Genomic DNA, 25872 nt, shown 5'->3' on the forward strand with positions numbered 1-25872 from the left:
GAGGACAATGGAGCGATCGTGAATCGACGGGAGCGTTACTCCCTCACGGCCTACCAGCAGGACATCTGGGCGGCGAACTCTCTCTTCCCGGATCTCCCGCAGTTCAACTGCTTCATCACGGACCGGTTCTCCGGTGACGTGGACGTCGACCTCCTCAAGACATGCCTGCGCCGCGCGGTCGACCGCAACGACGCGTTCCGCATCCGGATCGACCCGGAGGAGGGAACTCCGCGCCAGTGGGTCGAGGACGAGCCCTACGACATCCCGACGATCGACCTCTCCGACACCCCATCGCCGCGGGCTTCCTGCGAGGAGTGGATCAGGGACGCCTTCGCCGTGCCGTTCGAGGTGGAACGCCGTCGGCTGTTCTCGCTCGCGGTCCTCAAGGAGGGCGAGGGAGTCTTCCACTCCTACGTCAAGGTGCACCACATCGTCGCGGACGCCTGGGGCCTGAACCTCTTCATGTCCCAGGTCCGCGCCGAGTACGACCAGCTGCGCAGGACCGGGCGGTCCGACGAGACGCCCGTGCCGTCGTACCTGGACTTCACCGGCGACGAGCGCCGCTACCGCGCCTCGGACGACTACGCGGAAGACCGGGCCTACTTCCAGGAGGAGTTGCGGGACGTCTCCCCGGCCCTCTTCCGCCGCTCGGCCCCGGCCGGTTCCCGCGGCAGCGCCCGCCACAGCTTCCTGATCGAACGCGGTGTCATCGAGAGCATCCGCGAACGCGGCCACTCCGTCTTCGCGTTCGTCGCGGGCGCCTTCGCCGTCTACCTGTCGCGGGTGCACGGCAGCGACGAAGTCGTCCTGGGCGTACCGCTGCTGAACCGGCCCACCACCCCGCAGAGGCAGACCGTGGGCCACTTCGCGAACACCCTGCCGCTGCGGGTGCGCGCGGGCGGGGATCGCACGATGAGCCAGCTCGTCGCCGAGGTCCAGGCGTCGACCCGGGAGCTGAAGCCCCATGAGCGCTTCTCCCTGGGCGACCTGCTGCGCTGCGTACCGCTCCAGGAGAGCGGCCCCAAGCGGCTGTTCGACACCACCATCGCCTATCTGCGCTGGCCCCGTCCGCCCGCCGTCCAGGGCGTGGAGTACGAGACCGTCGTGCAGGCGCGTGCCCACGACGACGACGTGCTGGCCGTCGTCGTCAACGAACTCGACGACGTCGGGGACGTCCTGGTCGACATGGACTACGCCCTGGACGTGTTCGACGCGGACTTCCCCGTGGAGTCGGTGGCCACCCACATCGAGGCGATCCTCAAGGGCACGCTCGCCGCGGCGGACCTGCCGCTGTCGCGGATTCCCATGACCGGCGGGGCGGAGCGCGCCGCCCTGCTCGCGACGGGCACCGGCCCGGTGCGCGCGTTCACCGAGGACGCCACGGTCCACGCGCTCTTCGAGCGGCAGGCGGCACGGACGCCCGACCGGGTGGCCGTCGTCACCGACGACCCCGCACAGTCGCTGACCTTCGCCCGCCTGGACGGCTGGGCCAACCACATCGCCCGCCAACTGCGCGCGGACGGCGTACGGACCGGCGACCGGGTCGCCGTGGTGGCCGAGCGCGGCCCACACCTCGTCGCGGCGGTCCTGGGCGTCCTCAAGGCGGGCGCCGCCTACGTCCCCGTCGATCCGGACCACCCCGAGGAGCGGGTCCGGTTCGTCCTGGCGGACAGCAGGGTGGCGGCGGTGCTGCTCGGCGGCACCGTGCCCACCGCCCTGGTGGGCGACGCCGTACCCGTACGGCGCCTGGAGGCCGCGGCGCCCACCGCGACCACCGCACCCGTCCCGCGGGGCGGGCCGCGGGACCTCGCGTACGTCATCTACACCTCCGGATCCACCGGACGGCCCAAGGGCGTGCAGATAGAGCACCGCTCCGTGGTGAACCGGCTGGAGTGGATGCAGCGCCGCTACCCGGTCGGCGAGGGCGACGTCCTGCTCCAGAAGACACCGGCGACGTTCGACGTGTCGGTGTGGGAGCTGTTCTGGTGGGCGCTCACCGGAGCCGGTCTGGCGCTGTTGCCGCCCCGCGGGGAGCGCGACCCCGAGGCCATCCTCCGCACCGTACGGGCACACCGGGTGAGCGTGGTCCACTTCGTGCCGTCGATGCTCGGTCCCTTCCTCGACCTGGTCGAGGAGGACCCCGCCCGAGCGGCCGACGCGGCATCCCTGCGGCAGGTGTTCTGCAGCGGCGAGGCGCTGACACCGGCGCAGGTGAACCGCCTCAACCGGGTGTTCGCTGCCGCCGGTGCCCGGGCTCCCCGGCTGGCCAACCTCTACGGCCCCACCGAGGCCACGGTCGACGTCACGTACTACGACTGCCCCGACGGAACCGACGGGGAGGTGCGCCGGGTGCCGATCGGGCGCCCCATCGACAACATCCGGTTGTACGTGGTCGGCGCGCACGGGCACCTCCAGCCCACCGGCGTCGCCGGTGAGCTGTGCGTCGCGGGCGTGGGCGTGGCGCGCGGCTACCTGGACCGGCCCGAGCTGGACGCCGCGGCGTTCGTGGCCGACCCGTTCACGCCCGGCGGGCGCATGTACCGGACCGGCGACAGGGCGCGGTGGCTGGCGGACGGCACCCTGGAGTACCTGGGGCGACTGGACGACCAGGTCAAGATCCGCGGCAACCGCGTGGAGCTGGGCGAGGTGGGCAACCGCCTGGCGGCCTGCCCGGGCGTGCGGGACGCCCTCGTGGTGGACCGGACCGCGCCGGGCCGTGGCGTGCACCTGGTGGGCTACTACGTGGCGGACGAGGAGATGGCGGCGGCCCACCTCCGATCCCAACTCCTGCGATCCCTGCCCGAGTTCATGATCCCGGCGTACTTCGTGCGGATCGACCGGATACCGCTCACCGCGAACGGCAAGGCCGACCGGCGGCGGCTGCCCGCTCCCACGGTGGAGACGGACACCGGCGCGCGGACGCCGTCCAACGAGACCGAGGCGAAGCTCGCGGCGGTCTGGGCGGCCGTCCTGGGAGCGGACACGGTCGGTGTCGACCAGGACTACTACTCCCTGGGCGGGGACTCGATCCAGATGCTCCGCGTCCAGGCGGAGGCTCGGCGCGCGGGGGTCCACTTCACCCTGGCGGACCTGGTCCGCAACCCCACCGTCGCCGCGCTCGCGGCAGCCGCGACGACCGCGCCGCCGGAGGAGGACGCACCGCTCGCACCGTTCGCCCTGGTCCCGGGCGTCGACCGGGCCCGGCTGACCGGCCTGGCGGACGCCTACCCGGCCACCCGGCTCCACCTGGGCCTGCTCTACCACAGCCGGGAACACGAGAGGTCGTCCGTCTACCACGACGTCTTCCGCTACTCGCTGAAGTCGCCGTGGGACGAGCAGGCGCTGCGCCGCGCCTTCGACGGCCTGGTACGGCGCCATCCGGTGCTGCGCTCCGCCTTCGACCTCGGCGGCTACTCCGAGCCGCTCCAACTCGTGTACCGGCAGGCCGACGGCGGACTGCGGATCGCGGACCTGCGCGACCTCGGCGAGCGGGAGGCGCGGGACGAGGTGGACCGGCACGTCCAGGAACGGCGCTACCACGAGTACCGGCTGGACCGACCCCCGCTGTACCTGTTCCGGATGCACGTCCTGCGCGACAGCCTGGAGTTGGTGTTCAGCTTCCACCACGCGATCCTCGACGGCTGGAGCGTGGCCACGCTGGTGCGCGAACTGCTCCAGGACTTCCTCCACCACGCCGGACAGCCCGTCGCCGCCGTCGCGTCGCGGGAACTGCCCTCACCGGCCCTCTACGTACGCGAGGAGCGCCGGGCCCTCGCCTCCGAGGAGAGCAGGCAGTACTGGCAGCGGCTGCTCGACGGCGCCGAACTGGCCCAGCTCGACGGCCTGCGACCCTACGAGCCCGCGGGCGACACGGGCCTCATCGTGCACCAGGTGGAGCTGCCGGACGGCCTGGCCGCCAAGGCGGGCCGCCTGGCGCGCACCCACGGCCTGCCGGTCAAGTCCGTGCTGCTCGCGGCGCACTGCCTGACGCTGCGGCTCTTCTCCGACGTCGAGGACATCACCACCGGACTGGTGACCGGCGGACGGCCCGAGCAGGCCGACGCCGAACGGATCACCGGCTTGTTCCTGGAGACGCTGCCGCTGCGTCTGGACGCCCGGCCGCGCTCCTGGCTGGACGCGGCCCGCGAGGTGTACGCACAGGAGCGGGAGAGCCATCCCCACCGGCGTTACCCGCTCAGCGCCATCCAGGAGGACCGCGGCGGCGGCGTCGTCTTCGACACGGCCTTCAACTACGTCGACCCGCACGTCCTCACGTCGCTCTTCCAGGGCACCGGCATGGCACTGACCGCGTTCGAGACCTGGGAGGAGACGAACTTCAAACTCCTGGTCAACGCCGTGGTCGACCCGGTGGACGAGCGTCTGTGGCTGCGCATGGACTGCGACGGACGCACCTTCTCGCGCTCCCAGGCCGACAGCATCGGACAGACGTACGTCGCCGTCCTCCGGCAGCTCACCGAGCGACCCGAAGGGGACGTCGACTTCTCCTTCCTGGGCGGCGGGCGCGTACCCGCGCGGCCCGCGGCGGAGGCGCCGCCTGACGTCATCCGGCTGATCGGCGAGCACGTCGCCCGGACGCCCGACGCCGTGGCCGTCAGCTGCGGTGCGCGCAGCTGGACGTACGCCCAGCTCGACGCGGCCGCGAACCGGATCGCCCACGGCCTGATCAGCGCCGGAGCGCGCACCGGCTCCACCATCGGCATCGCCATGGACCGTTCGCCCGAGACCCTGGCGACCGTCCTGGGCGTGGGGAAGGCCGGAGCCACCTGCGTCCCGCTCGACGTCAGCTACCCGCGGGCCCGGCTCGCGGTGATGACCGCCCAGGCCGATCCGCTGTGGATCGTCACCCACGAGACCCACGCACCGCTCTTCGACGACTCCTCCCGACTGCTGTACGTGGACGGGCTGCTCCAGGCCGGACCGGACCCGGACGGCACCGCGGAACTCCCGGAGATCGACGGCGAGACCGTCGCCTACCTGCTGTTCACCTCCGGGTCCAGCGGCGAGCCGAAGGGCGTCGAACTCCCGCACCGGGTGCTCGCCAACTACATGTGCTGGCAGGTGCCCTCCGCCAGCGGCGCGGCGGGCGGCAAGACCCTCCAGTTCGCCCCCCTCAGCTTCGACGTGGCGTTCCAGGAGATCTACTCCACCCTGTGCGGCGGCGGCACCCTGCAACTGCTCGCCGAGGACGAGCGGCGGGACATGCCGGCCCTGCTGAGACTCCTGGACCGCGAGGAGGTGGAGCGCGTCTTCATGCCCTACGTGGCGCTCCAGCAGCTCGCGGAGACGTCCCAGGCGCTGGGCATCCGCCCGCGTGCCCTGCGGGTGGTCGTCTCCTCCGGTGAGCAGCTGAGGGTCACCGACGAGATCCGCCAGTTCTGCGCCGCGCGGCCGGACACCGTACTGGAGAACCAGTACGGGCCGACCGAGACGCACCTGCTGACCCACCACACCATGACCGGCGACCCGGCCCGCTTCCCCGACCTGCCGCCCGTCGGCGTCCCCGTGGACGGCATCGAGCTGCACCTGCTCGACAGCCACATGCGGCCGGTCCCGGCGGGCGCCAAGGGCGAGATCTACGTCGGCGGGGTGTGCCTGGCCCACGGCTACCGCAACCGTCCCGACCTCACCGAGCAGCGGTTCGTACCGCACCCGTCCGGTGAGCCGGGGGCCCGCCTCTACCGCACGGGCGACCTCGCCCGGGTCATGCCCGACGGCAACCTCGCCTGGCTGGGGCGCGCCGACTCCCAGGTGAAGGTGCGTGGCTTCCGGGTCGAACTGGCCGAGGTCGAACTGGCCATCGCCAAGCTCGCCGAGGAGCAGTCCGCGTCCGGTATCCGCGAGGCGGCGGTGGTGTCACGGCGCCGGGAGGGCGGCGACGCGTTCCTCGCGGCGTTCCTCGTCGGCGACCCCCGGACCGTGGACCTGGACGAGGTACGCGGCCGGCTGCGGGCGGTGCTGCCGGACTACATGATGCCCTCGCACCTGGAGTGGCTGGCGAGCCTGCCCCTGACGCCCAGCGGCAAACGGGACGACGCGCTGCTGAGCCGTATGCCGCTGGCCGCGCCGTCGTCGGACGCCACCGAACCCGCCGACGAGCACGAGCGGGCGCTGGTGGGCATCCTGGCGGAACTCCTCGAACTGCCCGCGGTGGGCGTGCGGGACAACTTCTTCGACATCGGGGGCACCTCGCTGACCGCGATGCGGCTGGTGATGACGATCGAGAAGCGCTACGGCGTCAGCGTCCCGCTCTCCGCGTTCGTCGCCGCCCCGACCGTCGCCGGGCTGGCGGGGCGCCTGCGCGGCAGCGACGCGGCGGCCCGGTTCGACCCGGTCGTACCGATCCGCACCGAGGGCGACAAGCCGCCGCTGATCCTGGTCCACCCGCTGGGCGGCCATGTGCTGTGCTACGTACGCCTCGCCCGTCACCTCCCGCAGGACCAGCCGGTCTACGCCCTCCAGGCCTGGGGGACCGTGCCCGGCACGGAGCCGCTCAGCTCGGTCCCGGAGATGGCGGCGGGCTACCTGGAGGCCGTACGGCGCGCGTGCCCCGAGGGGCCGTACGTGATCGGCGGATGGTCCTTCGGCGGCTTCGTCGCCTTCGAGATGGCGCGCCAGCTGCGCCGGAGCGACCCGGACGCCCTGCACGGCACCGTGCTGATCGACCCGATCGCCGTCAAGCAGGGGGAGCGGCCGGACATCGCGGACCACTCCCTGCTGGAGTGGTTCTTCTGGGAGCTGCTGTGGATGGAGCGCGGGGGCACCGCACCGGTGGTCCCGCTGCCGGACGGCCTGGCGGAGGAGGCGAAGTTCGACTTCATCGTCGGACACGCCACCCAGGCGGGCGTCCTGCCCGCGGGCAGCTCGCGCACCACCGTGCGGCGCCTGTTCCAGATGTTCAAGGCGCACTGGCGGGCGATCCTCACCTACCAGCCCGAACCGGGCGACGGGGACGTGGTGCTGCTGCGCGCGACCTCGGAACTGCCGGAGGTCCTCCGGCCGATGCACGGAGCGGCCCGGAGCCTGCACGCGGACCCCACCAACGGCTGGGGCGACCTGACCACGGGCCGGCTCCAGGTGGTCGACGTCCCCGGTGACCACCTGGTGCTCCTGGAGGAACCGCACGTGAACGTCGTAGCCGAGAAGGTGGCACAGGCGGTGGCCGGCCGACCGGGCCGACGACTGCCGGAGAGGAATGGGACATGACGGAGTCACCCCCGCGCAAGGCCCTCGTCATCGGAGCGGGCGTCGGCGGCCTGGCCGCCGCCGCGGCGCTGCGCCGTGCGGGCGTCGAGGTACGGGTCTTCGAACGCGCCCCCGAACTCCGGCCGGGCACCACGGCGGTCTCGCTGATGTGCAACGCCGTCCTGGCCCTGCGCAGCATCGACATCGACATCGCCCCGGGCCTGGACAAGCGAGGCGCGGTCTTCGACGAGCTGAGGTTCCTCACCCGGCGCGGCCGTCCGATCAGGGCGCTCCCGTTCCGCGACGTCTCGGCCCGGCTGGGGGCGTCGAACTACGCCGTCCACCGGGCCGACCTCCAGCAGACGCTGCTGGACGCCGTCGGGGACGAGAGCGTCATCGAACTCGGCGCCGCGGCCACGGGGTTCGTCAGCGGCGAGGACGGGGTCGAGGTCACCTTCGAGGACGGCAGGACCGCCTCGGGCGACGTCCTGATCGGGGCGGACGGCTTCAACTCGGCGATCCGCCGCCAGGTGGCCGACGGCGGCGCCGACGCGCCGCGGCCCGGCCACTACGCCTGCTGGCTGGCCACGGTGCCCTTCACCCACCCGCGGCTGACCAAGGGCTACGCGGCGCACTACTGGGGGCGCGGCCAGCGTTTCGGTCTCGCCGACATCGGCCGTGGCCGCGCCTACTGGTGGGCGACGAAGAACGTGCCTCCGGGCGCCTCCGGACACCTGCGGCGCGGCAAGGAGGGGCTCGCGGGCCTCTTCGCGGGCTGGGCCGACGAGGTGCGGGAGGCGATCCGCGTCACCCCCGAGGAGTCGATCGTCCACATCACCGCCCAGGACCGCCCGTTCCTCCAGCGGTGGGGCACCGGACGCACGACCCTGCTCGGCGACGCGGCCCACCCGATGCTCGTGAGCCTGGGCCAGGGGGCGGCGCTGGCCATCGAGGACGCCGTCGTCCTCGCCCAGCACCTGCGCGCCACAGCGGACCCGGTCGCCGCGCTGCGCGGCTACGAGGACGAGCGCAGGCCCCGGACGGCGGGGCTGGTCGCCGCGGCCCGCGCGCTGAGCGAGACGGAGCAGCTGGAGAGCCTCTTCCCCGCCCTGGCCCGCGACCTCTACTTCCGCTTCGTACCGCTGTCCAAGCTCACCAGCCAGAACGAGGCGGTCCTCGCCTGGCCTCCCCTGGGCTGACCCCGCCACCCCGTGACAGCGGCTGGCCGACAGCGGGCCGGGCGTCGCCGCCCCAGCCCGCCCGACCCGCACCCCGACCGCCCTGAACCCTCGCCGCCGGAGGACCGACGAGACCATGGACCACCAGAAGCGGCAGTGGCTGCCGCGGTTGTGCGCGGGGGAGGCGCTGACCGCAGGCGGCAGGTTCAGCACGCGCGGCGCCGCCACGGGGGCTTGCGCCACCGGACGGGTAGGCGACCCGACCCGATCCGTAACCACCGGACGAGACGGGCGGCGGCGGTCAGGAGGAGTGCGCGGACGCCGCGGGCCCGCCCGAGGGTGCCCCGGCGAGCGGGACGCTCCCCGGGGCACGGCGACTCGTCGGCCTCCCGCAGCGCTTCCTGGGCGACGCGCTGCCACAGGTGCCCGGGCGGAGCCGCCGACAGGTCCGACACCTCCGCGCCGCGCGCCGCGGTCACCACACGGGTCATGCGCGCCAGTTCGTCGCGGCAGCGCGGGCACGCCGCGACATGCCGCAGATCGCTGTCGTCGGTCTCGCCGCTCGGGTGACCGAGTGCCAGCTCCACCAGGTGCGACGGGTCAACGTGGCCCACTGCGCCCTCCTGTTCTCGGGCTTCGTCTTCGCCGGTAGCCGCCGCCCGCGCGGGGGCGGAGCGCCGTCACCCCGGCACCGGCTCCGCCGTGACGATGAGGTTGGCCAGGTAGCCCCCGCGCTCAGGTTCGAACGGCGGAGCGCACGTGATCAACGTGAGGACCGGGTCGCCCGTCCGGCGGAACGCGGAGGGCGGCAGGTCGTCCTTGGGTACGGTGGTGCGCGAGACGACGCGGAAGACGACCGGCGCCGCCTCCGCCCGCCGGACCTCGACGCGGGCGCCGGGCCGCACCTCGTAGAGCGCGGCGAACTCGCCGAGCGCGCCCGTCTCGCTGTCCACGTGCCCGACGAGCACGGCCGATCCCCTGGGGCTGCCGGGGGCCGGGCCGTAGCGGTACCAGCCGGCCACGGAGGGGTCGCCGGGGACGGTCACGCTTCCCTGTCCGGTCACGCCGACCGCTCGTACCCGGGCGTCGAGGCCGACCTCGCCGATCCGGACGCGCTGGGGCGGCGCGACGTCGGCAGCGGTGTCGGACCGTGACTCCGCCGTGCCGGGCGGCGGGGTCGTCGCGGCCGTCTGCCGCGGAAGCGCCGCCCCGAAGTCGGCCGGTGCCGTCGCGGGCTTTGACGGCTGGCCTGAAACGGCGAGGACGGCTGCCAGGGCGGCAGCCGCCGTCGCCAGTGCGGTCAGCCGTCGCGTGGCCTCAGCCACGTCGGACGGCGATCCGGCGCGCCACCAGGGCACCCGTCGCGGTGATCACCCCGGCTGCCGCGACCCAGGTCAGCCACTGGTCGGAGGAGTTCGGGGTGACGGCGGCCCCGCTGACGCCCGCGTGCACCGTGGTGGGCGTCGACTCCATGCCGCTGAAGGTCTGGGTGGCCAGAGCCAGGTTCTTGTCCTCGGCGCTGCCCCAGGCGTAGACGACGTTGCTCGTACCCTCCTTGAGGTTCAGGTCGGCCGGGCCGACAGCCACGGTGTCCGTGCCGGCGAGGACGACGTCGGCGGTCACGCTGCCCGCGTCGACGACCGCGGTGTCCTCGTTGGGGTTGGTGAGGTCGGTGAAGACGGGCTGCCCGCCCGCCCGGACGTCCACGGCGGGGGCGGCCGCGACATGGCGCACCGTCAGACGCGCCTTGCCCGCGTCCACCGTCGAGACGTCGTTGGCGAACGCCGTCAGCCGGGGCTCGCCGTCGGCGGAGAGGTGGGCGGCGACGGTGGCGTTGCCGCCCTCGGGCACCTTCACCTGTTCTTCCAGGGCGGGTGTGCCCTCGGGGTCCTGGCCGGCTTCGAAGACCTGGATGTCGTAGGTACCCGCGTCAAGGGACTGGGGGTCCGTCACGGTCCCGGGCTCGAAGTCGCTGAGCAGCTCCTCGCCGTTGGCGTAGACGTCGACTGTCATGCCGGGGATGCCGTGGAACACGGACACCATGCCCTTGTCCTCAGCCTGTCCGGGGCCCGCCAGGGCGGGTGCGGTGGTGCCGAGGGCGAGGGCGCAGGCCCCGGCCGTGGCGGCGATGGCGATGGTGGTCCTGGCAGTCATGGCGATCATTCCTTCGTGGAGGTTCTCCGCCTGGTGGGGGAGTCTCGATGTTGTTTCGCGGGTGGGCGGTGCCATGGATGCGCCCGCGGCACCGCTTCCGCCGGTCAGGAGTCCGTGCCGGGTGCGTCGCCCAGATCGACGGCCGTGCGCAGACGGTGCAGGCCGCGTCGGGCGTGGCTCTTGACCGTGCCCAGGGGCACCCCGGTGCGCTCCGCGATCTGAACCTGCGTCAGGTCCTCGTAGAAGGCCATGCACAGCACCTCCCGCTGGGCCTGCGGCAACCGGGCCAGGGCGTCGACGAGCAGCACCCGGTCGAGTACGTCGTCCGGCGCCGGCTGGGTGGGCCGGGCGGGCCCGGCGTTGCGCGCGGCCGACTCGACCAGGGACAGCCGCCGGGTCCTGGCCGCCAGCGCGTCGACGATCTTGCGGCGTGTGATGCCGACCAGCCAGGCGCCGAGCGGACCACGCTCGGGCCGGAAGCCGTGCCGTCCCCGCCAGGCACCGACGAAGACCTGCTGGGTGACGTCCTCGGCCTCGTGCGTGTCGCCGAGGGAGCGGGTGGCCATGGTGTGCACGAGTGAGCCCCAGTGCCGGTAGATGGCCGCGAACGCCTCCTCGTCGGAGTCGACGAGACCGTGAGCCAGTTCCTCCTCGTACCGGGTCTCCTCCACGGGCGGGACGAGGGTGGTGGTCGGTCGGGTGTGGGTGTTCATGGCCGTTCCTCCTGCCGTGCGTCGTACGGGGACGGAAGAAGCCGTCCACCGGCCGACAGGTCTGCCGGTCTGCCCCGGGTGGCTGCCGTGCGCGTGGTTTCAGTGTTGGACGCACAAACGACGCAGACAACATGCGTCGTTTGTGCGTCGTACAGTGGGAGGATGAGCGAGCGCACGGGAAACGGTGAGGACCAGGTCGACGAGGGCGGCCCGCACGGTGGTGGCCTGACCACCGGCGAGGTGGCACGGCGTCTGGGGGTGGCGCCCACGACGGTCCGCACGTGGGACCGCCGGTACGGGCTCGGGCCCGAAGAGCACACGGGCGGCCGGCACCGCCGCTGGACGGCTGCGGACGTGGCGAGGCTGGAGCGCATGTGCGCGCTGACGGTGACCGGGCTGCCGCCGGCCGAGGCGGCCCGGATCGCGCGCAGCGAGACGTCACCGGCCGTGTCCCAGCCCCCCGCTGCCGCCGGTCCACGCCCCGGGACGGCCCGGCACCGGAGCCGGGCGGGAAGCGGCCTGCAACTCGGCGACGCACGTCAGGAGTGCAGGGGAATCGCCCGGGCCGCCCTGCGTCTGGACGCCGCGGTCCTGGACGAACTCCTGCTCGGCGCGATCGCCGAACACGGGCTGGTCGCCGCCTGGACCGAGGTGATCATGCCGACGCTCCGGGCCGTCGGCCGCAAGTGGGAGACCTCGGGCGAGAAGTACGTCGAGGTCGAGCACTTCCTGTCCTGGCACGTCTCCGGCGCGCTCCGGCGCGCCACCGCCCACACGGTGCCGGACCGGCCCGGCGCCACCACGGTGCTCGCCTGCGTGCCGGGGGAGAACCACACCCTGCCGTTGGAGGTCCTGTCCGCGGCGCTGACGGAGCGGGGCGTCCCGGTGCGGATGTTCGGCGGCGCCCTCCCCGTCGAGTCGCTCGTCGCGGCGGTGCGCAGGACCGGGCCGGCCGTGGTGGGCCTCTGGGCGCAGTCGCGCACGACGGCCAGTCGGCCGCTGGCCCAGTACGTGGCCGCGATGGAGTGGGGCGTGCGCGGCGCCCGTCGCAGGGCGGTCGTCCTGACCCTGGGCCCCGGTTGGGCCGGGCAGGCGGTGGCCGGTCTGGCGCGCCCCTCGGGGCTCGCCGAGGCGGTCGCCGCTGTGGAGTCGTCGGTGTCCCCGTGACACCGGACCGGGGCTTACGGCGGCCGGCGTCGTACCGGCCCGGCGCGCCTCGCGGGGTGGCGTCGGGCATCGCGGACACCTCGGAGGTCAGCAGGACGACATGACCGGTCGGCGCGGGCACCGTCTCACGCGACCTCCTCCTCCGCGCTCGGGACCGCGCCCGTCGCGCGCTCGACCAGCGCGGCGAACCCGTGCCGTGCGGCCGGGGGCGCGCCGGAGCGGTCGAAGTGCGTCAGGGCCAGGTCGGCCAGCTCCTCGATCTTCGCCTCCACCACCTCCCGGGCGCCGGTGCGCCGCAGCGCGGACCGCGCCTGCCGCACGGCGCTCCCGGACCGCAGGTCCGCGTCCGGCGCCAGCGCCGCGGCGGCCTGGCGGTCGTCGCCCGCGTCGGCGAGACGGACGGCGACGGCGAGGAGGTACGTGAGCTTGCGGGAGCGCAGGTCGTCGTCGGCCGGCTCGCCGGTCTGCGCCGGGTCGCCGAAGGCCCCCACGAGGTCGTTGCGCAGTTGGAAGGCCAGCCCGGCGCACCGGCCGGCCGCCCGCAGCGCGTCCAGCACCCGCTCCTCGGCTCCGGCGAGGCACGCGCCCAGCGCGAGCGGCCGGGCGACGGTGTAGAGGGCGCTCTTCAGGGTGGCGATGGTCAGCGCCTCGTCGACCCCGGAGGACCGGGCGGCCTGGGCGTGCAGGTCCCGGTACTGTCCGGCGACCATCTCGGTGCGCATCGCCCGCCACTCCTCGTGCAGGCGCGCGCCGTGCGGCGTACCGAGTGCCGTCTCGGCCAGCAGGTCGTCCGCCCAGGCGAGCGCCAGGTCACCGGCGAGGACGGCGGCCGACGTGCCGAAGGACTCCGAGGAGCCGTGCATACCCGCCGCCCAGTGCCCGCGGGCGAGCTGGACGTGCAGGGCCGGTACGCCGCGTCGCCGCACCGACCCGTCCATCACGTCGTCGTGTATCAGGGCACAGGCCTGGAGCAGTTCGAGGGCGGCTCCCGTACGCAGCACGGCGGTGGGGTCTCCCGAGCCGCCCGCGGCGCGCCAGCCGCAGTGGGCGAACGCGGTGCGCAGCCGCTTGCCGCCCCGCGTGGCCAGCGTGGCGAGGCGGTCGGCCAGCTCCCGGCCGAAGACGGGGTCGACGGCACGGGAGAGACGCAGCCGTTCGTCGAGTACCTGTCCGAGGACGGTGCCCACGGCGTCGGCCGCCGCGAGAGGGGCGTCCACGGGTTCGGCCGGTGGGGCCGTCACCGGCGGCAGTCCAGGCATACACGGCCCCTTCTCACTCTTGGTTGTCCGCACGGCCCTCCTTCCGCCCGGCGCCCTTCCAGGGATGCACCGACCGCTGTCCCGTACTCACGGCGGTGTGTCACCCCGCGCGCGCTCCTGTGCGCGGACGTCCGCGAGATCGGTGAGGCGGTCGAGTTGCCGTACCGGCCGGGCGACCCGGTGGTTGCGGGCCAGCCGCTCCCGGTGCCGGTCGAGGAACGCCCAGTAGCCGGCGGTGTAGGGGCAGGCCTGGTCGCCGGTGCGATCGCCGGGCCGGTAGACGCAGGGGCCGCACAGGTCGCTCATGCGGTGCACGTAGGCGCCGCCCGAGGTGTAGGGCTTGGTCGTCATGCGCCCTCCGTCGGCGTACTGGGACATGCCCACGACGTTCGGGACCATGACCCAGTCGTAGCCGTCCACGAAACAGCGGTGGAACCAGTCCGTGACCGCGGCCGGGTGCCAGCCACGCTGGAGGGCGTGACTGCCGAGGACCATCAGCCGGGGGATGTGGTGCGTCCAGCCCGTGTCCCGCACCTGGGCCAGGACGGTGCGCAGGCAGTTCGCCCGGACGGCGTCCGCGTCCAGGTCGCTCCACCAGTCGGGCAGCGGGGCGGTGTGCCCCAGGGCGTTGGAGCGCCGGTAGTCCGCACCGAAGTACCAGTAGAGCTGCCAGACGTACTCGCGCCAGCCGGCGATCTGCCGTACGAAGCCCTCGACGCTGTTCAGCGGCGCCCGGCCCGCGCGCCACGCGCCCTCGGCCTGCTGGACGCACTCGGCGGGGTCGAGGAGGCCGAGGTTCAGGGAGGAGGAGAGCAGGCTGTGGCTCATGACGGGGTCGGCGGCGAGCATGGCGTCCTCGTAGGGGCCGAACGTGGCCAGGCGGTGCTCGACGAAGCGCCGCAGGGCCCGTAGCGCCTCCGCGCGGGTCGCGGGGAACAGGCGCGGACCGTCCCGCCCGACGAAGCGGACGTCGCCGTCGCGTTCCCAGCGGTCGAGGTCGTCGCGGACCTCCTCGTCGATCTCGTCCTCCCGAGGCCGGTAGGGGCGCCCGACCTGGAGGGCCGCGGTGTCACGGGGCGGGGGCTCCCGGTTGTCGTGGTCGAGGTTCCACCGGCCCGCCGCGGGCTGGTCGCCGTCCATGAGCAGGTCGTGCCCCCGGCGGACCCAGCGGTAGAAGTCCTCCTGCCGCAGACCCGTTCCGCCGTGGTGGTCCGCCCACGCGGCGAAGTCGGCCATCGGCACGAGGAACCCGCGGGCGGGGCCCACCGACACCCGGGGCAGCGCCCGCACCAGCCCGAGGGCCGCGTGGGAGGTGGGGTGGTGCACGGTGACCGGATGTCCCGAGGCGGCCCGGTCCAGGCCCTGGCGGTAGGTGTCGGCATGCACGTACGTGACGCGGTCGCCGAGTTCGGCCGCGCGGTGGCGCATCGCGGACAGCACCAGGTGGGCCTTGGCCCGGTGGAAGCGGCGCCGCCGGAACACGGAGCGGGCCTCGATCATGAGGAGCGGGGTGTCGCGGTCGGGTCCCTCTTCTCCCCGGGTGAGGAAGTGGGGGCCGAGTTGGTCGCCAAAGAGCCAGTGCACGGCGGGTGTCTCCTCAGTCTCCACGGCCCGGACGGGGCTGGGGCTTGGGCTGGGGGCTGGTGGGACCAGCATCACGTCCCGGGCGAGGTCGCGCATCATCCCGGTGGCCGTCCGGTGGACGCGGGCGACGCGCGACGGTCCCTCACGCATCCAAAGCGGTCATATCCAACGAAAGGCGGGCATGAAGCTAAGAGATGAGTTGCCCGTCGATCACCATCTGGCCACCGTCTACCGCTACGGGGCCGGGTTCTGCGGGCTCGTCCTGTTGGTCTTCGCGGGTCTCGGCTTCGCCGACGCGCTGAGCCCGTTCGACACGGCGGGCGACACGATCGCCGGCCTGACCACCAACGTCGCGCTCAGCTCCCTCTCGGCCGTCTTCGGTCTGACGCTGCTCGTCGGAGCGGTGGTCGGGGGCAACTTCGCGTCCGTCCTCAACATGACGGTCGGCACGCTCTTCGTCCTGAGCGGCCTCTTCCACCTCTTCGTCCTGGACCGTCCGGCCAACTTCCTCGACTTCGGGATGACGAACGTCATCTTCAGCTTCGTCATGGGGCTGGTCATCGCCACGTTCGGCATGTACGGCCGGGTGTCGAGCAAGTTGCCACCCGACAACCCCTACCGGCAGCGCCGCCATCTCGCGCGGGCGGCGCGCGAGCACGACGAGGCCCCCGCCCTGCCGGACGCGGGAGGGAACGGGCGCTCGCTGCCCGCCGGGCAGAGCGGCGGCGAGGGCGCCAGCGGAGTGTGAGCGCCGGGGCGTCTGACCGTCCTCGCCGTGGGCGGGGGCGGCCACCGATATCGCGGACCTGCCGCTTTTCGGCGCCGGCGCCACCTCCGCCGCGGGGGCGCTACTTCCGGATCACTTCTGAGGGGGCCGGGTGTCGGTGCGGCATGGGAGAGTCCTGGGCATGACCATGCCGGAGGGCCCTGAGCGAGTACTGCCTGGCCGTGGGGGCCGGACGGCGAGTCTCCCGCAGGTGTGCGGGTGGTTGATGCGCGTGCTTGGTCGGGGGCGACAGCTGATGAGGTTCTCGCCGCGGTGGGCGAAGACGAGCATCTGAGTGTCGTTTTCCTCGCAGACCGTCACACGATGCAGTCGCCGACGCGGGCGCTGCTGGCTTTGACGACGGTCTGGGAGGACGAGGCTGATCTTGATCCCGTCTACTATCAGGAGCTCATCGAGTCGCCGGAGCCCCGGGAGTTCCGGGCCGCGCCCGCCGCGGTGCACGCGGTCCATGTGAACGTGACGCTCGGCAACATGGGCTTCGCCGAGTTCGCCGTGGCCGCTTCCGCAGAGTCTGATCAGGTTCTGCGGCCCGTCTGATCGGTGCAGCGGACAGCCGTTGCCTTGGAAGGTGCGGATCGTTCGTCGGAGCGTGTTGTTGAGTGATGCGCAGTGGGCGCGGGTCGAGCCGTTGTCGCCGGACCGGGCGCCGAGGTCTCGCCACCCCACTTCGGGTTGTCAATCGACTGGACCGTCCCCCATTCCGTTTACCGGATCGGATTTCCTTGGCTGTCGGACTCGGGGAGCCGGTGCGCACCGTACAGCCCGCTGTTCTCGAACGGTCTGGGCACGGACGGCCCCATGCGCTGTGGACCGGCGCCTTGCGCCTCGACGCCGAACTCACGGACGCCACGGAGGACCGCCCGGGATTCCATCCGCTGCGGTATCAGTCCCTCAGGATGCGCCACCGGTTGTCGGCGGTGCCGTTGTCCGAGTCCTGGACCGCGAACGCGCCCACAGCGGTGGAGTTGTTCGCGATGGCGAGCAGCTTGCCGCTGTGCGAGTTGCGGATCTTGTAGGTTCCGTCTCCCTGGTCGAGCAGCGTCCATCGGTGGTCGGCGGTGCCGTTGTCCGACCACTGCAGGATGGTCGCGCCGTCGGTCGTGGACATGCCCTGGACGCCGAGCACCTTGCCGCTGTGGGCATTGCGGAAGCGGACCGCGTTTCCGTCGCTGATCACATGCCAGTTGTGGTCGGCGGTGCCCGAGTCGTACCACTGCAGGGCGCGGCCACCGTCGGCGGTCGACATGTCCTGGATGCCCAGTACCAGACCGCTGCCGGCGTTGGCGAGACGGACGGTGCTGCCGCCGGTGTTCCAGTAGACGGTGTAGTTGTGGCCGTGCGCGTCGTGGAACGGGCCCAGGCTGACGGGGGAGCCGTTAGCCGTGGCGGTGAAGGCGAGCGAGCTGCTGCTGGTCCGGGTGATCGAGGACGTGTTCAGCGACGGGAGGGAGCTGAGCGTGGAGTCGCCGTAGTTGCCGGACAGGACCACCGGGCCGTAGGCGATCGCGGCGACGTCCGGGTTGTCGTTGGCCGCTCGCATGACGATCCGCATGGGCAGGCGGACGGTGACCGTGTCACCGGAGGTCCACGAGCGGCTCAGCGTGGCGTATGTGCCGGGTGTGGCGGCGAGGTTCTGCGCCGTGCCGTTGACGCTGACGGTCGCCCCGGTGGTCCAGGCCGGGATGCGGATGCGCATCGCCCACGTTCCGCTGACGTTGCCAGTGACCTGCAGGGTCGTGGTGTCACTGTTCGGGTATGACGTGGTCTGGGTGACCGTGATGCCGCGCTCCGACCAGTTGAGCACCGAGGGCACGAACAGGTTCACGATCAGCGTGTTGTCGCTGCGGAAGTAGACGGAGTCCATCAGCCGGGTGTGCATCTCCAGGCCCGTGCCCTGGCAGCACCAGAACGTGCCGTAGTCGGTGCTCCAGGTGCCGCCGCCCCACGCCGGGCCCACACCGCGTCGGCCTCCCGGGTTGAGCGGGGTGAAGTAGGTGACGTGGCCGTGGCTGTCGGCCGGGTTCTGCTGGCCGATCATCTGGTTCAGCCACGCCCGCTCGTAGTAGTCGAACAGCTCGGCCCGGCCGGGGTCCAGCGCGAACAACTCCCGCGTCAGACTGAGCATGTTGAAGGTGTTGCAGCTTTCGCACGTGTCCCGGTTCAGGTAGCCGGAGATGGCGTTCGGAGCGCGGAAGTGCTCTGCCTGGCTGTTGCCGCCGATGGCGTAGGTGTGCGTGCCGACACACATGTTCCAGGCGTTGGTGGCGATGTCCCGGTAGCGGGTCGTGCCGGTGGCCTTGTACTCCCGGGCGGCTCCGATCCACTTGGGTACCTGGGTGTTGGCGTGCAGCCCGTTGAGCTGGTCCTGGTTGGCCGCCAGGGGGTCGAACACCGCGGCGTGGTCGAACCGCCGGGCGACGGTGAGCCACCGCGCGTCGCCTGTCTGCTGGTAGAGATCGGTCAGCACGGCGTTCATGCCGCCGAACTCGGTGCCCAGCATGGTCTGCATCTGCCGGCTGCTCAGCCGGCCGGTGCGCCAGTCGACCCACCCCGCCAGGGCGAGCAGCACGTCCCGGGCCTGTGTGCTGCCGATGTGGCGCCATACGTCCAGCAGGCCGGCGAGGGTCTTGTGGATGGTGTAGTACGGCACGTTGCCGTTACTCAGGGTCCGCTGCTCAAGAGCGGTGAAGTCGGACTCCGGGTAGCCGGAGAGGTAGCCGGCGTTGAAACCGGCGGCGTTGTTGTTGCCCTGGCATTCGGCCAGCTCCGCGACCATGTAGTTCGCCTTGTCCCGGCAGACGGTGTCCCCGGTCACGGCGTACAGCTGGGCCCATGCCGTGAGGAAGTGCCCCTGGACGTGGGTGCGGAAGGGGAAGTTCGGCGCGTCCCAACCGCCGTTGGTCGCCGCTCCGTTGGTCGACAGCCGGTGGTTGGCGCGGAAGTTGTACAGCAGGCGGTCGACATCGACGAACCGCAGGTAGTTCCGCGTACGGTTCTGGTTGTCGAGCCACCGGCTTGCGGTGAGCTGGACCTGGCCGAGTGCGAAGGGGTGCGCGGAGACCCCGATGTCGGCCTTCGCGGGTGGGACGGCCGCGTGGGCGGGGAATGCGCCGACGAAGGAGCCGGTGGCGGAGGCGGCGGCGGTGGCCCCGGCGGCTTGAAGGAGGCGCCGTCTGCTGACGGAGAAGGACATCGTGCACCCTTTCGTGACGAGAGAGGGCCGTCGAAGCTGCCCGAGTGGTGACGGAACGTAACTGTGTCTCACTGGGTGGAGAAGGTGGCGTCGGCCCGGTTGGTCGCCGTGCCGAGCGGCTGGACGTGCGGCGGGTAGTCGTAGTGGTGGAGGTGGCGGCGCGGGAGGCCGTGCGACTCGTACGAGACGCCGACGGCGTCGGAGAGGCCGGCCGGGTCCGTGCAGGAGGCGTCACCGGCGAACAGCGACGTCACGTCGTACTTCTCCACCCGCGCCTCGCAGTTCCGGGGGTGCATGAAGTAGCCGGGGAAGTGCGCCGACTTCAGGGAGACGGTGCGGCTGCTGACGAGCCCGGTGATCACACGGCACTGCGAGTCGGCCAGCGGCGAGACGCTCGGCTCGATCCTGGCGTGGTACTTCCAGTGCCGGACGAACCGATCCCTGCGGTAGTCGGCGGCGGTGGCGCTGGCCGAGAAGGTCATGAGGACCTTGCCGCCCCGCTGGGTCACGGCCGGGCCCTCGTCGACCGTCTCGGCTCCGGCGGTCTCCCACGATGCCGTCGGCCGGCTGAGTATGACCGGTGCGCCGGTGACGGCCCACGGGCTGGGCATCCGTGCTATGGAGAGGCTGGTGCCCCGACCGACGGCCGGGTCGTGCTGCGCCCGGCAGAGGCAGCGGGCGCCGTTGACGGCGAAGGTCGTCGCGGCCGGGGAGGAGGTGTCCAGCGGCAGTGCTATGCGGCCCTTCTCCGTCCAGGCGCCCGTGACCGGGTTCGTGGCCGTGCACTGCGGGACGTACGGCCGGATCCTCCAGATGTCGTTCGCGTCGCCGGCGGCGAAGTGGATGGACCACTTGCCGTTGGTTAAGTGGCTCTCCGGAGCCCAAGTAAGGGCGTCCACCACACTGCTGGTGTGCGCCCGCTGCTCGGCGATGGTGTTCGTGCGCGTGACGCCGGGTGACGCGGGCACGGCGGGATGGGCGGTACCGGCCGGGACGCGGGTGAGGGCGGCGGCGGCCGAGCCGGTGATCACGCCCAGGACCGTTCGACGGCCGAGCGCAGGTCTCACGGAGTACTCCCTCCGGGCCGGTATTTCGAACACCGTTCGCAAACTCGGCCAGAAGATAGATCCTGCACCTGCCTGGGTCAACGCCTCTGTCACAAAAGGCGGCCGGTGGTCTCGAAGGCGATGCTCCCGACGTCCGGCATCGGCCGGTGGATGTAGTCGCCGTCCGCGGCGGGCAGGGACGAGACGGATCACCGTGGCACGGGGTGGGCGGATCAGGCCGGTCAGCGGGTCGGGGCGGAACCCGAGCAGGGTCAGGACGCGCTGCGGCGCGTCGGCGACCCACTCGCCGATCGACGTGGTCGAGGCGGCGCCGGACAGAACGGCGCAGCCAGGAGGCGGCGAGTGGGCCGTCCGCGGGTGGCGGATGCCACGACGGGCCCGTGGATCAGGCACTTCGACCAGATGCTTCCGCAGGTCGGCGACTGCCCCCAGCGGGGCTGAGCCGGAGATGCACCGCCCGGCTCGGATGGAGACTCGATTTCATGAACGGATCGCTTGAGCTTCGCCGCCGTGCGGTGCGCATGGTCGCCGAGGTCCGCGACGACTACCCGAACGAGACGGCCGCTCTGCAGACGGTGGCCGACAAGCTCGGCATCGGCTCGCGGGAGACGCTGCGGAACCGGGTGAAGCAGCACGGGGTCGACGCGGGCACGCGTCCAGGGACGACAGCGGAGGAGTCCGCCCAGCTCAAGGCGCTGAAGAAGGAGAACGCCGAGCTGAAGCGGGCCAACGAGATCCTCAAGGCAGCGGCGGGTTTCCTCGCGGCCTAGCTCGACCGGCCACACACGCGCTCGTAGCGGTCATCGACGAGATACGGGACCGCTTCGGCGGGGTCGAGCCGATCTGCAGGACGCTCACCGAGCACGACTGCAAGATCGCCCCTTCCACCCATTACGCCCACGAGAAACGCCAGGCCGCTCCGTCCGCCCGTACCGGCTGGGGGACGAGCATGAAGCGCGGGGGTGTGGTGCTGCGGGGCGACCTTGCCGCCGCAGGCGGGCAGGTGCGTCCGGCGGGCACCTCACAGGTGGGACAGTCGAACCGTTCGATGGCAGCGGCCGGTTCGGCGAGCTGGGGCATGGCGCAGAACCTGTCGCGAGGGGCCTTGTGCGGAAGTTGTCTGTCGAGAGGTCGCGAGAACGAAGATCAGCGGCAAACCGGACATGATCCGACGGAGGTCTCCGGTCTCCCAGAACTACTCATTTCTGCGAGCGTGAAGCGTGGTCGGCTTCGTCGAGAGCACTCGGGCCGCGGGTCGTCGATCCGGTGCTCGCGCGCTCTGCCCGCGCGGCGTCCGGGCCGTCGCTGACGGTCAGGGGTTCGGTGCAGGTGCCTGTACCAGGTTGAGTGCTGTCTCGCTGAAGGCGCGCACGCGGGCTGTCGCACCGTCGGCGGGCCATACCAGGCCCCAGTCCACTGGCGCTGCGTCCTCGAAGGGGACATAGGCGACGTCGGGGCGAGCGAAGTAGCGCCTGGTGTGGGCGCCGACGGCGAAGACCCCCTCCCCGGCGCCCACGAAGGTCAGCGCCTCGTTGAACGTCATGGCCGACGGACCGAGTGCGATCGGTCTCCCCGTGGGGGTCCGGCTCGGCGCCCGGTCCTCGCGCAGGGACTGCGGCAGCGTCTCGGGAATCTGCAGCACGGTCACGCGAGCCAGATCTTCCACGGAGACGGTTGCGCGGCGGGCGAACGGGTGCCCTGTCGGCACGGCGAGCATGCGTGCCTCCCGCACCAGGACCGGCCCCATGACGATGCCCTCCTCGTGCATCGGATGGCAGGTCAGCGCGATGTCCACCTGGCCGCTACGCAGCCACGGCAGGACTTGCGGCAGGTGTGCCTCTTTGATCTGGGCCTCACAGTCGGGGTGCCGGGTGCGGAACGCCTGCGTCGCCCCGACCAGCAGCTGGCCTGCCGCCGGCCCCGTGAAGGCGACCCGCAGCAGCCCGGTCAGCCCCCTCCCTGCGTCGACGGCCCGCTCGAACGCGTCGGTGATCCGGGACCAGGCGGGGAGTGTCTCTTCATACAGCTGTCGTCCCAGCAGGGACAGCTCCACCCGGCGGCTAGTGCGGTTGAACAGCGGGACGCCGATGCGGCGCTCCAGTTTGGCGATGGTCTGGCTGATCCGGGCAGTGGAGACGTGCAGCCGCTCGGCGGTGCGGCCGAAGTGCAGCTCTTCGGCGAGTGTCAGGAACGCCTCCAGCTCGTGCCGCTCCAGCATCCCGCACCTTCCCATCGTTAATCGAGGCTTCACGATCGTTGCGCACGTGCGCATTGATGCCCTGTCCGGACCGCAGCAGGATCGGAGGCGTTGAAAGGCCACCTCACCTGTACAGGAGAGAACATCATGTACGTCACCCGCGACCGGGCCCTGACCGCCCCTGCGCACGACACCTCCGCAGTCGTCGCGGAGCTCAGGGACCGGGCGGAGATCACCGACGCGCTCTACCGCTTCGGCCTGGGCCAGGACCTCAAGGACAAGGAGTTGTTCGCCTCGGCCTTCGCCGCTGACGCCGAGCTGGACTTCCGCCCGGCCGCCTCGAAATGGGGGGCCAAGCCGCCACTGATGTCCGGGCGCGACACCATCGTCACCACCATTCTGACCATGTTCACCGGCCGGGTGGACACCACACACCAGGTCACCAACACGCGGATCACGATCGATGGCGACACCGCCCGGCTCACAGCCCTGGTGGAAGCGCAGCACCTGCTCAGTGCCGACCCCGCCAGACATGCGCTGTTGAAGAACCCCTACGACGTCGACCTGGTCCGCGACGGCGACCGCTGGGTCATCCGTCGGCTTCGCATCGACAACACCTGGTACACCGGCGAACCCACCGTGATCTTCGGTTGACGCCCGCCCCGCAGAACCGAACATGGGCCTCCCGGAGAGCTCACGGCCCTCTCGACTCCCTGCACCATTCCTCGATCCCCTGGAAAGGGCACGACATGAAGATCCCAGTGACCGGCGGACGGCCGGTACTGACCCGTCACACCGAGGCCGAGACCTGTGCCGACCCCAGCAGTGTGATGACGCTGCTCGCCGACTCGGACAGCACCACCGACGGCTTCACCAGCTACCGGTCCACGTTCACCAAGGGGGCCGTGGGAGCGCCCGCCCACTTCCACACCAAGGCGACGGAGCTGTTCTTCGTGATCAGCGGGTCCCTTCAGGTGCTGGTGGGTGAGGAGGTCACCATCCTGGAGGCGGGTGACTTCCTGGCCGTGCCGCCCCACACCCCGCACGCCTTCGCCGCGGCGCCCGGCTGTGAGGCGGACGTACTGTTCGTCTTCACTCCGGGCATGGGCCGGTTTGACTACCTGCGCCTGCTCGGCCGGGTGATGCGTGGCGAGGCCGACGCGAAGGAGATCGCCGCCTCCGCGGAGCGGTTCGACAACCACTACGTCGACAGCCCCGTCTGGCGGGCTGCCCTGGAGGTCTCGGCATGATCGACTCCACCGTCCCAGTCCGGGTGGCCCGGCCCTCGCGGGACCTCGCCGCCGCCACACGTTTCTACGTGGACGGCCTCGGCCTGGCCGTCCTGTGGCGCACGACCGAGCGCGTTCCGGGCCAGCACGACCTGCTGATGGTCGGCCCGCCCGGCGCCGCCTGGCACTTCGAGCTGACACACGACCCGGAGCAGCCGCTGGAACCGACCCCGACGGTGGATGACCTGTTCGTCGTCTACCTCGGCAAGCCGGCGGACGAGTCCCTGATCGCCCGCCTAGTCGCGGCCGGCGGTACCCGCGTTACGGCGCACAACCCGTACTGGGACGAGCACGGTGTGACGATCGCCGACCCGGACGGCCACCGCCTGGTGCTGTGCTCCCGCACCTGGGCCTGAGCAGCGTCGGGCGGGTCATGAACCAGGGACATTGCGTGTTGTCGTTCCGCCCGGTTGAGCACCCGAGCCCTGGTTGACCACGTCCATCCCAGTGCGGTCAGCGGTCGGTTGGGGTGGCGGACGTGGTGACGAGTAGCGGTGGCGATGTCGGTGCGGCCGTCCTGGCGGAAGACGCTGATGGCGGGGTTGCGGAGGCTTGCCATCACGCGGGGCAGGCTGCCGGTCCGGGTGGTGGAGGCGTCCTCGGCGAAGGTGGTGTCGCGGACGTGGTGGAGCTGGTTCTCGATCTTCCAGTGCCCTCGGATCCAGCCGGCGAGCTGTTCGCCCGTGGCGGCGCCGGGCGGGAGGCTGGTGACGAAGTAGCGCCGTTCGATGGTGATCCTTTTGCTGGTCAGGCCCTTGGCTCAGCGCATGACGCGCAGGGCCTGGCGGGCGCCGGGGTAGTCGAGGTGCCGGAAGGCGACAGTCTTGAGGTGCCGGACCTTGAGCCGGCCCCGGCCTGTGCTGCGGTCCTTGTGGTCGACCGGAATGACAGCCCACGGCAGTTTCCTCAACGGCTCGAGCAGGCCAGTGTGATTTGCCCCTCAAGACGGCGATGTGGTGGGCGCCGTGGTCGCACAGCCAGCGGCCGATCGCGTGTTGGGTGTGGGCGGCGTCCGCGGTGCTGAGCCCTGGCAAGAATGGCGAGGGCGCGGGCCAGGTCGCTGTCCTGCGGCAGCGGCCGGTAGACGTGCATGTCGGTGCGCAGAATGTTGGCCAAGACCAAGGCGTCACCGGAGTCGGACTTCTTGCGGGAGACGGAGTGCCGGTCGCGGTAGCGGGCGGCGGCCATCGGGTTGATCGCGAACACCTGCCGTTTGCCCGTCCGCAGCACTGCGACGAGCAGACCGCGGGAGGTCTCGATCGCGACCGGGATCGGGTCCTCCTCGGTGTCGCCGTATTCGGCGAGCAGGTCCAGCAGGATCTTGTAGCCGGCCGCGTCGTCGGTGATGTGCCGCTTGGCCAGTAACTGGCCGCTGTCGTCGACCAGGGCGACGTCGTGCGCGCGTTCGGCCCAGTCGATTCCGCAGTAGATCAAGTCTTTCCCTCCGCCGTACTGTTCCTGCTGGTCACGAGCTCATGCAGGCCACGCAGCGACCTAATCCCAGGACTCAGCCCTTCTGGCTGGTCCGCCACCTCAGTAGCTGTTCGCGCCACCAGCTCGTCCCACGGGCCTCGGTCTCTGCGGGAGCTCGGACGGCTCGGGCTTCACAAGAGGTCACCACGGAGCGGGCTCGCACCACCAACACCAACGAGTGATCAATCGATGGGTGTTGACGCCCGGCGGCGCTGGACGGCGCCGATCTTTCGGTAGCCATCGCATGCCGGGAGGGACGTCAGGCGTCCGTCCAGCGCCAGCGGGCGCCAACACCGGCTGAACGGTGACAGATGCATGGGCGCCGACGCCGCCGATCTGTCCTTGGGTGTCGGGGCCGGGGAACCGATAGGCGTCCGTCCGACGCCCACGCGGTTGTCACCGTTGAGGCAGTGATGACCGCCGCGGAGGCGCCGGGCGCCGCCTCTCTATGACTAGGCGTACGTCAGGCCAGCGTGCTCAAAGGCATACGTCCGGCGCCCGCGCAGCTGCCACCGGGAGTGTTCAATGATCGGCGGATCCGATGATCAAGGAGACGCCTCATGAGCGACACCACCATCGAGCAGATAGCGGGCGCGGATGTCGAGCCG

The 25872-nt window shown here is 71.7% G+C and carries 18 protein-coding genes and 2 pseudogenes; 9 read left to right on the forward strand and 11 right to left on the reverse strand.

What is annotated here, in order from left to right:
• The first annotated feature begins 18 nt into the window (after window positions 1–18).
• Both ABZ659_RS09795 and ABZ659_RS09800 read left to right on the forward strand, forming a co-directional pair.
• A complete protein-coding gene (locus tag ABZ659_RS09795; RefSeq protein WP_360215667.1) occupies window positions 19–7224 on the forward strand; it encodes an amino acid adenylation domain-containing protein in 7206 nt (2401 codons plus the stop codon).
• Window positions 7221–8402: an FAD-dependent monooxygenase gene (locus ABZ659_RS09800; protein WP_360215670.1), complete on the forward strand. Its 1182-nt coding sequence runs from the start codon at window positions 7221–7223 to the stop codon at window positions 8400–8402. The genes ABZ659_RS09795 and ABZ659_RS09800 overlap by 4 nt, the downstream gene beginning before the upstream one ends.
• 185 nt (window positions 8403–8587) lie before the next feature.
• On the opposite strand, the gene ABZ659_RS09805 is transcribed toward ABZ659_RS09800, so the two are convergent.
• From ABZ659_RS09805 to ABZ659_RS09820, 4 genes are all read right to left on the reverse strand, one after another.
• Entirely contained in the window at window positions 8588–8995 is a 408-nt protein-coding gene (locus tag ABZ659_RS09805) for a hypothetical protein (RefSeq protein WP_360215673.1), read from the reverse strand.
• Between the two features lie 66 nt (window positions 8996–9061).
• On the reverse strand, window positions 9062–9706 hold the full coding sequence (locus ABZ659_RS09810; protein ID WP_360215676.1) for a class F sortase: 645 nt from the start codon (window positions 9704–9706) through the stop codon (window positions 9062–9064).
• Window positions 9699–10535, reverse strand: a complete 837-nt coding sequence (locus ABZ659_RS09815) for a DUF4397 domain-containing protein (RefSeq protein WP_360215679.1) — start codon at window positions 10533–10535, stop codon at window positions 9699–9701. The genes ABZ659_RS09810 and ABZ659_RS09815 overlap by 8 nt, the downstream gene beginning before the upstream one ends.
• 104 nt (window positions 10536–10639) lie before the next feature.
• Window positions 10640–11248, reverse strand: a complete 609-nt coding sequence (locus tag ABZ659_RS09820) for a sigma-70 family RNA polymerase sigma factor (RefSeq protein ID WP_360215682.1) — start codon at window positions 11246–11248, stop codon at window positions 10640–10642.
• Between the two features lie 162 nt (window positions 11249–11410).
• On the opposite strand from ABZ659_RS09820, the gene ABZ659_RS09825 reads away from it, so the two are divergent.
• Window positions 11411–12415, forward strand: a complete 1005-nt coding sequence (locus tag ABZ659_RS09825) for a MerR family transcriptional regulator (protein ID WP_360215685.1) — start codon at window positions 11411–11413, stop codon at window positions 12413–12415.
• A gap of 125 nt (window positions 12416–12540) precedes the next feature.
• On the opposite strand, the gene ABZ659_RS09830 is transcribed toward ABZ659_RS09825, so the two are convergent.
• Both ABZ659_RS09830 and ABZ659_RS09835 read right to left on the reverse strand, forming a co-directional pair.
• Complete coding sequence (locus ABZ659_RS09830; RefSeq protein ID WP_360215688.1) at window positions 12541–13674, reverse strand: polyprenyl synthetase family protein; 1134 nt, start codon at window positions 13672–13674, stop codon at window positions 12541–12543.
• 87 nt (window positions 13675–13761) lie between these two features.
• Complete coding sequence (locus ABZ659_RS09835; RefSeq protein ID WP_360215739.1) at window positions 13762–15258, reverse strand: cryptochrome/photolyase family protein; 1497 nt, start codon at window positions 15256–15258, stop codon at window positions 13762–13764.
• 181 nt (window positions 15259–15439) lie between these two features.
• Here ABZ659_RS09835 and ABZ659_RS09840 point away from each other — a divergent pair, with 181 nt between their 5' ends.
• The gene (locus ABZ659_RS09840) at window positions 15440–16006 is read left to right on the forward strand and encodes a DUF4383 domain-containing protein (RefSeq protein WP_360215691.1); all 567 of its coding nucleotides are present in this window, start codon (window positions 15440–15442) and stop codon (window positions 16004–16006) included.
• A gap of 291 nt (window positions 16007–16297) precedes the next feature.
• Window positions 16298–16582, forward strand: coding sequence for a hypothetical protein (locus ABZ659_RS09845; RefSeq protein ID WP_360215694.1), 285 nt, complete (start codon window positions 16298–16300; stop codon window positions 16580–16582).
• Between the two features lie 346 nt (window positions 16583–16928).
• On the opposite strand, the gene ABZ659_RS09850 is transcribed toward ABZ659_RS09845, so the two are convergent.
• On the reverse strand, window positions 16929–19238 hold the full coding sequence (locus ABZ659_RS09850; RefSeq protein ID WP_360215697.1) for a beta-L-arabinofuranosidase domain-containing protein: 2310 nt from the start codon (window positions 19236–19238) through the stop codon (window positions 16929–16931).
• Between the two features lie 68 nt (window positions 19239–19306).
• Window positions 19307–20305, reverse strand: coding sequence for an AbfB domain-containing protein (locus ABZ659_RS09855; RefSeq protein WP_360215700.1), 999 nt, complete (start codon window positions 20303–20305; stop codon window positions 19307–19309).
• Between the two features lie 482 nt (window positions 20306–20787).
• Between ABZ659_RS09855 and ABZ659_RS09860 the strand changes: the two are divergent.
• A pseudogene (locus ABZ659_RS09860) lies at window positions 20788–21089 on the forward strand (IS3 family transposase); the annotation flags it as partial.
• A 528-nt stretch (window positions 21090–21617) separates the two neighbouring features.
• Here ABZ659_RS09860 and ABZ659_RS09865 read toward each other — a convergent pair.
• The gene (locus ABZ659_RS09865; RefSeq protein ID WP_360215703.1) at window positions 21618–22523 is read right to left on the reverse strand and encodes a LysR family transcriptional regulator; all 906 of its coding nucleotides are present in this window, start codon (window positions 22521–22523) and stop codon (window positions 21618–21620) included.
• A gap of 126 nt (window positions 22524–22649) precedes the next feature.
• Here ABZ659_RS09865 and ABZ659_RS09870 point away from each other — a divergent pair, with 126 nt between their 5' ends.
• From ABZ659_RS09870 to ABZ659_RS09880, 3 genes are all read left to right on the forward strand, one after another.
• Window positions 22650–23156 carry a nuclear transport factor 2 family protein gene (locus tag ABZ659_RS09870; protein ID WP_360215706.1) on the forward strand — a complete coding sequence of 169 codons (507 nt, stop codon included), beginning with the start codon at window positions 22650–22652 and terminating at the stop codon, window positions 23154–23156.
• 95 nt (window positions 23157–23251) lie between these two features.
• Window positions 23252–23752 (forward strand): cupin domain-containing protein, encoded by a 501-nt coding sequence (locus tag ABZ659_RS09875; RefSeq protein WP_360215709.1) that lies wholly within the window; start codon window positions 23252–23254, stop codon window positions 23750–23752.
• The gene (locus ABZ659_RS09880) at window positions 23749–24147 is read left to right on the forward strand and encodes a VOC family protein (RefSeq protein ID WP_360215712.1); all 399 of its coding nucleotides are present in this window, start codon (window positions 23749–23751) and stop codon (window positions 24145–24147) included. Before ABZ659_RS09875 ends, ABZ659_RS09880 begins: the two co-directional genes overlap by 4 nt.
• Before the next feature lie 404 nt (window positions 24148–24551).
• Here the strand turns inward: ABZ659_RS09880 and ABZ659_RS09885 are convergent, their stop codons facing one another.
• On the reverse strand, window positions 24552–24701 hold the full coding sequence (locus ABZ659_RS09885; protein ID WP_360215715.1) for a hypothetical protein: 150 nt from the start codon (window positions 24699–24701) through the stop codon (window positions 24552–24554).
• Between the two features lie 110 nt (window positions 24702–24811).
• A pseudogene (locus ABZ659_RS09890) lies at window positions 24812–25225 on the reverse strand (transposase); the annotation flags it as partial.
• Window positions 25226–25872 lie beyond the last annotated feature (647 nt).

The sequence above is a fragment of the Streptomyces sp. NPDC006997 genome (genome assembly GCF_040635175.1).
Taxonomy (GTDB): Bacteria; Actinomycetota; Actinomycetes; order Streptomycetales; family Streptomycetaceae; genus Streptomyces.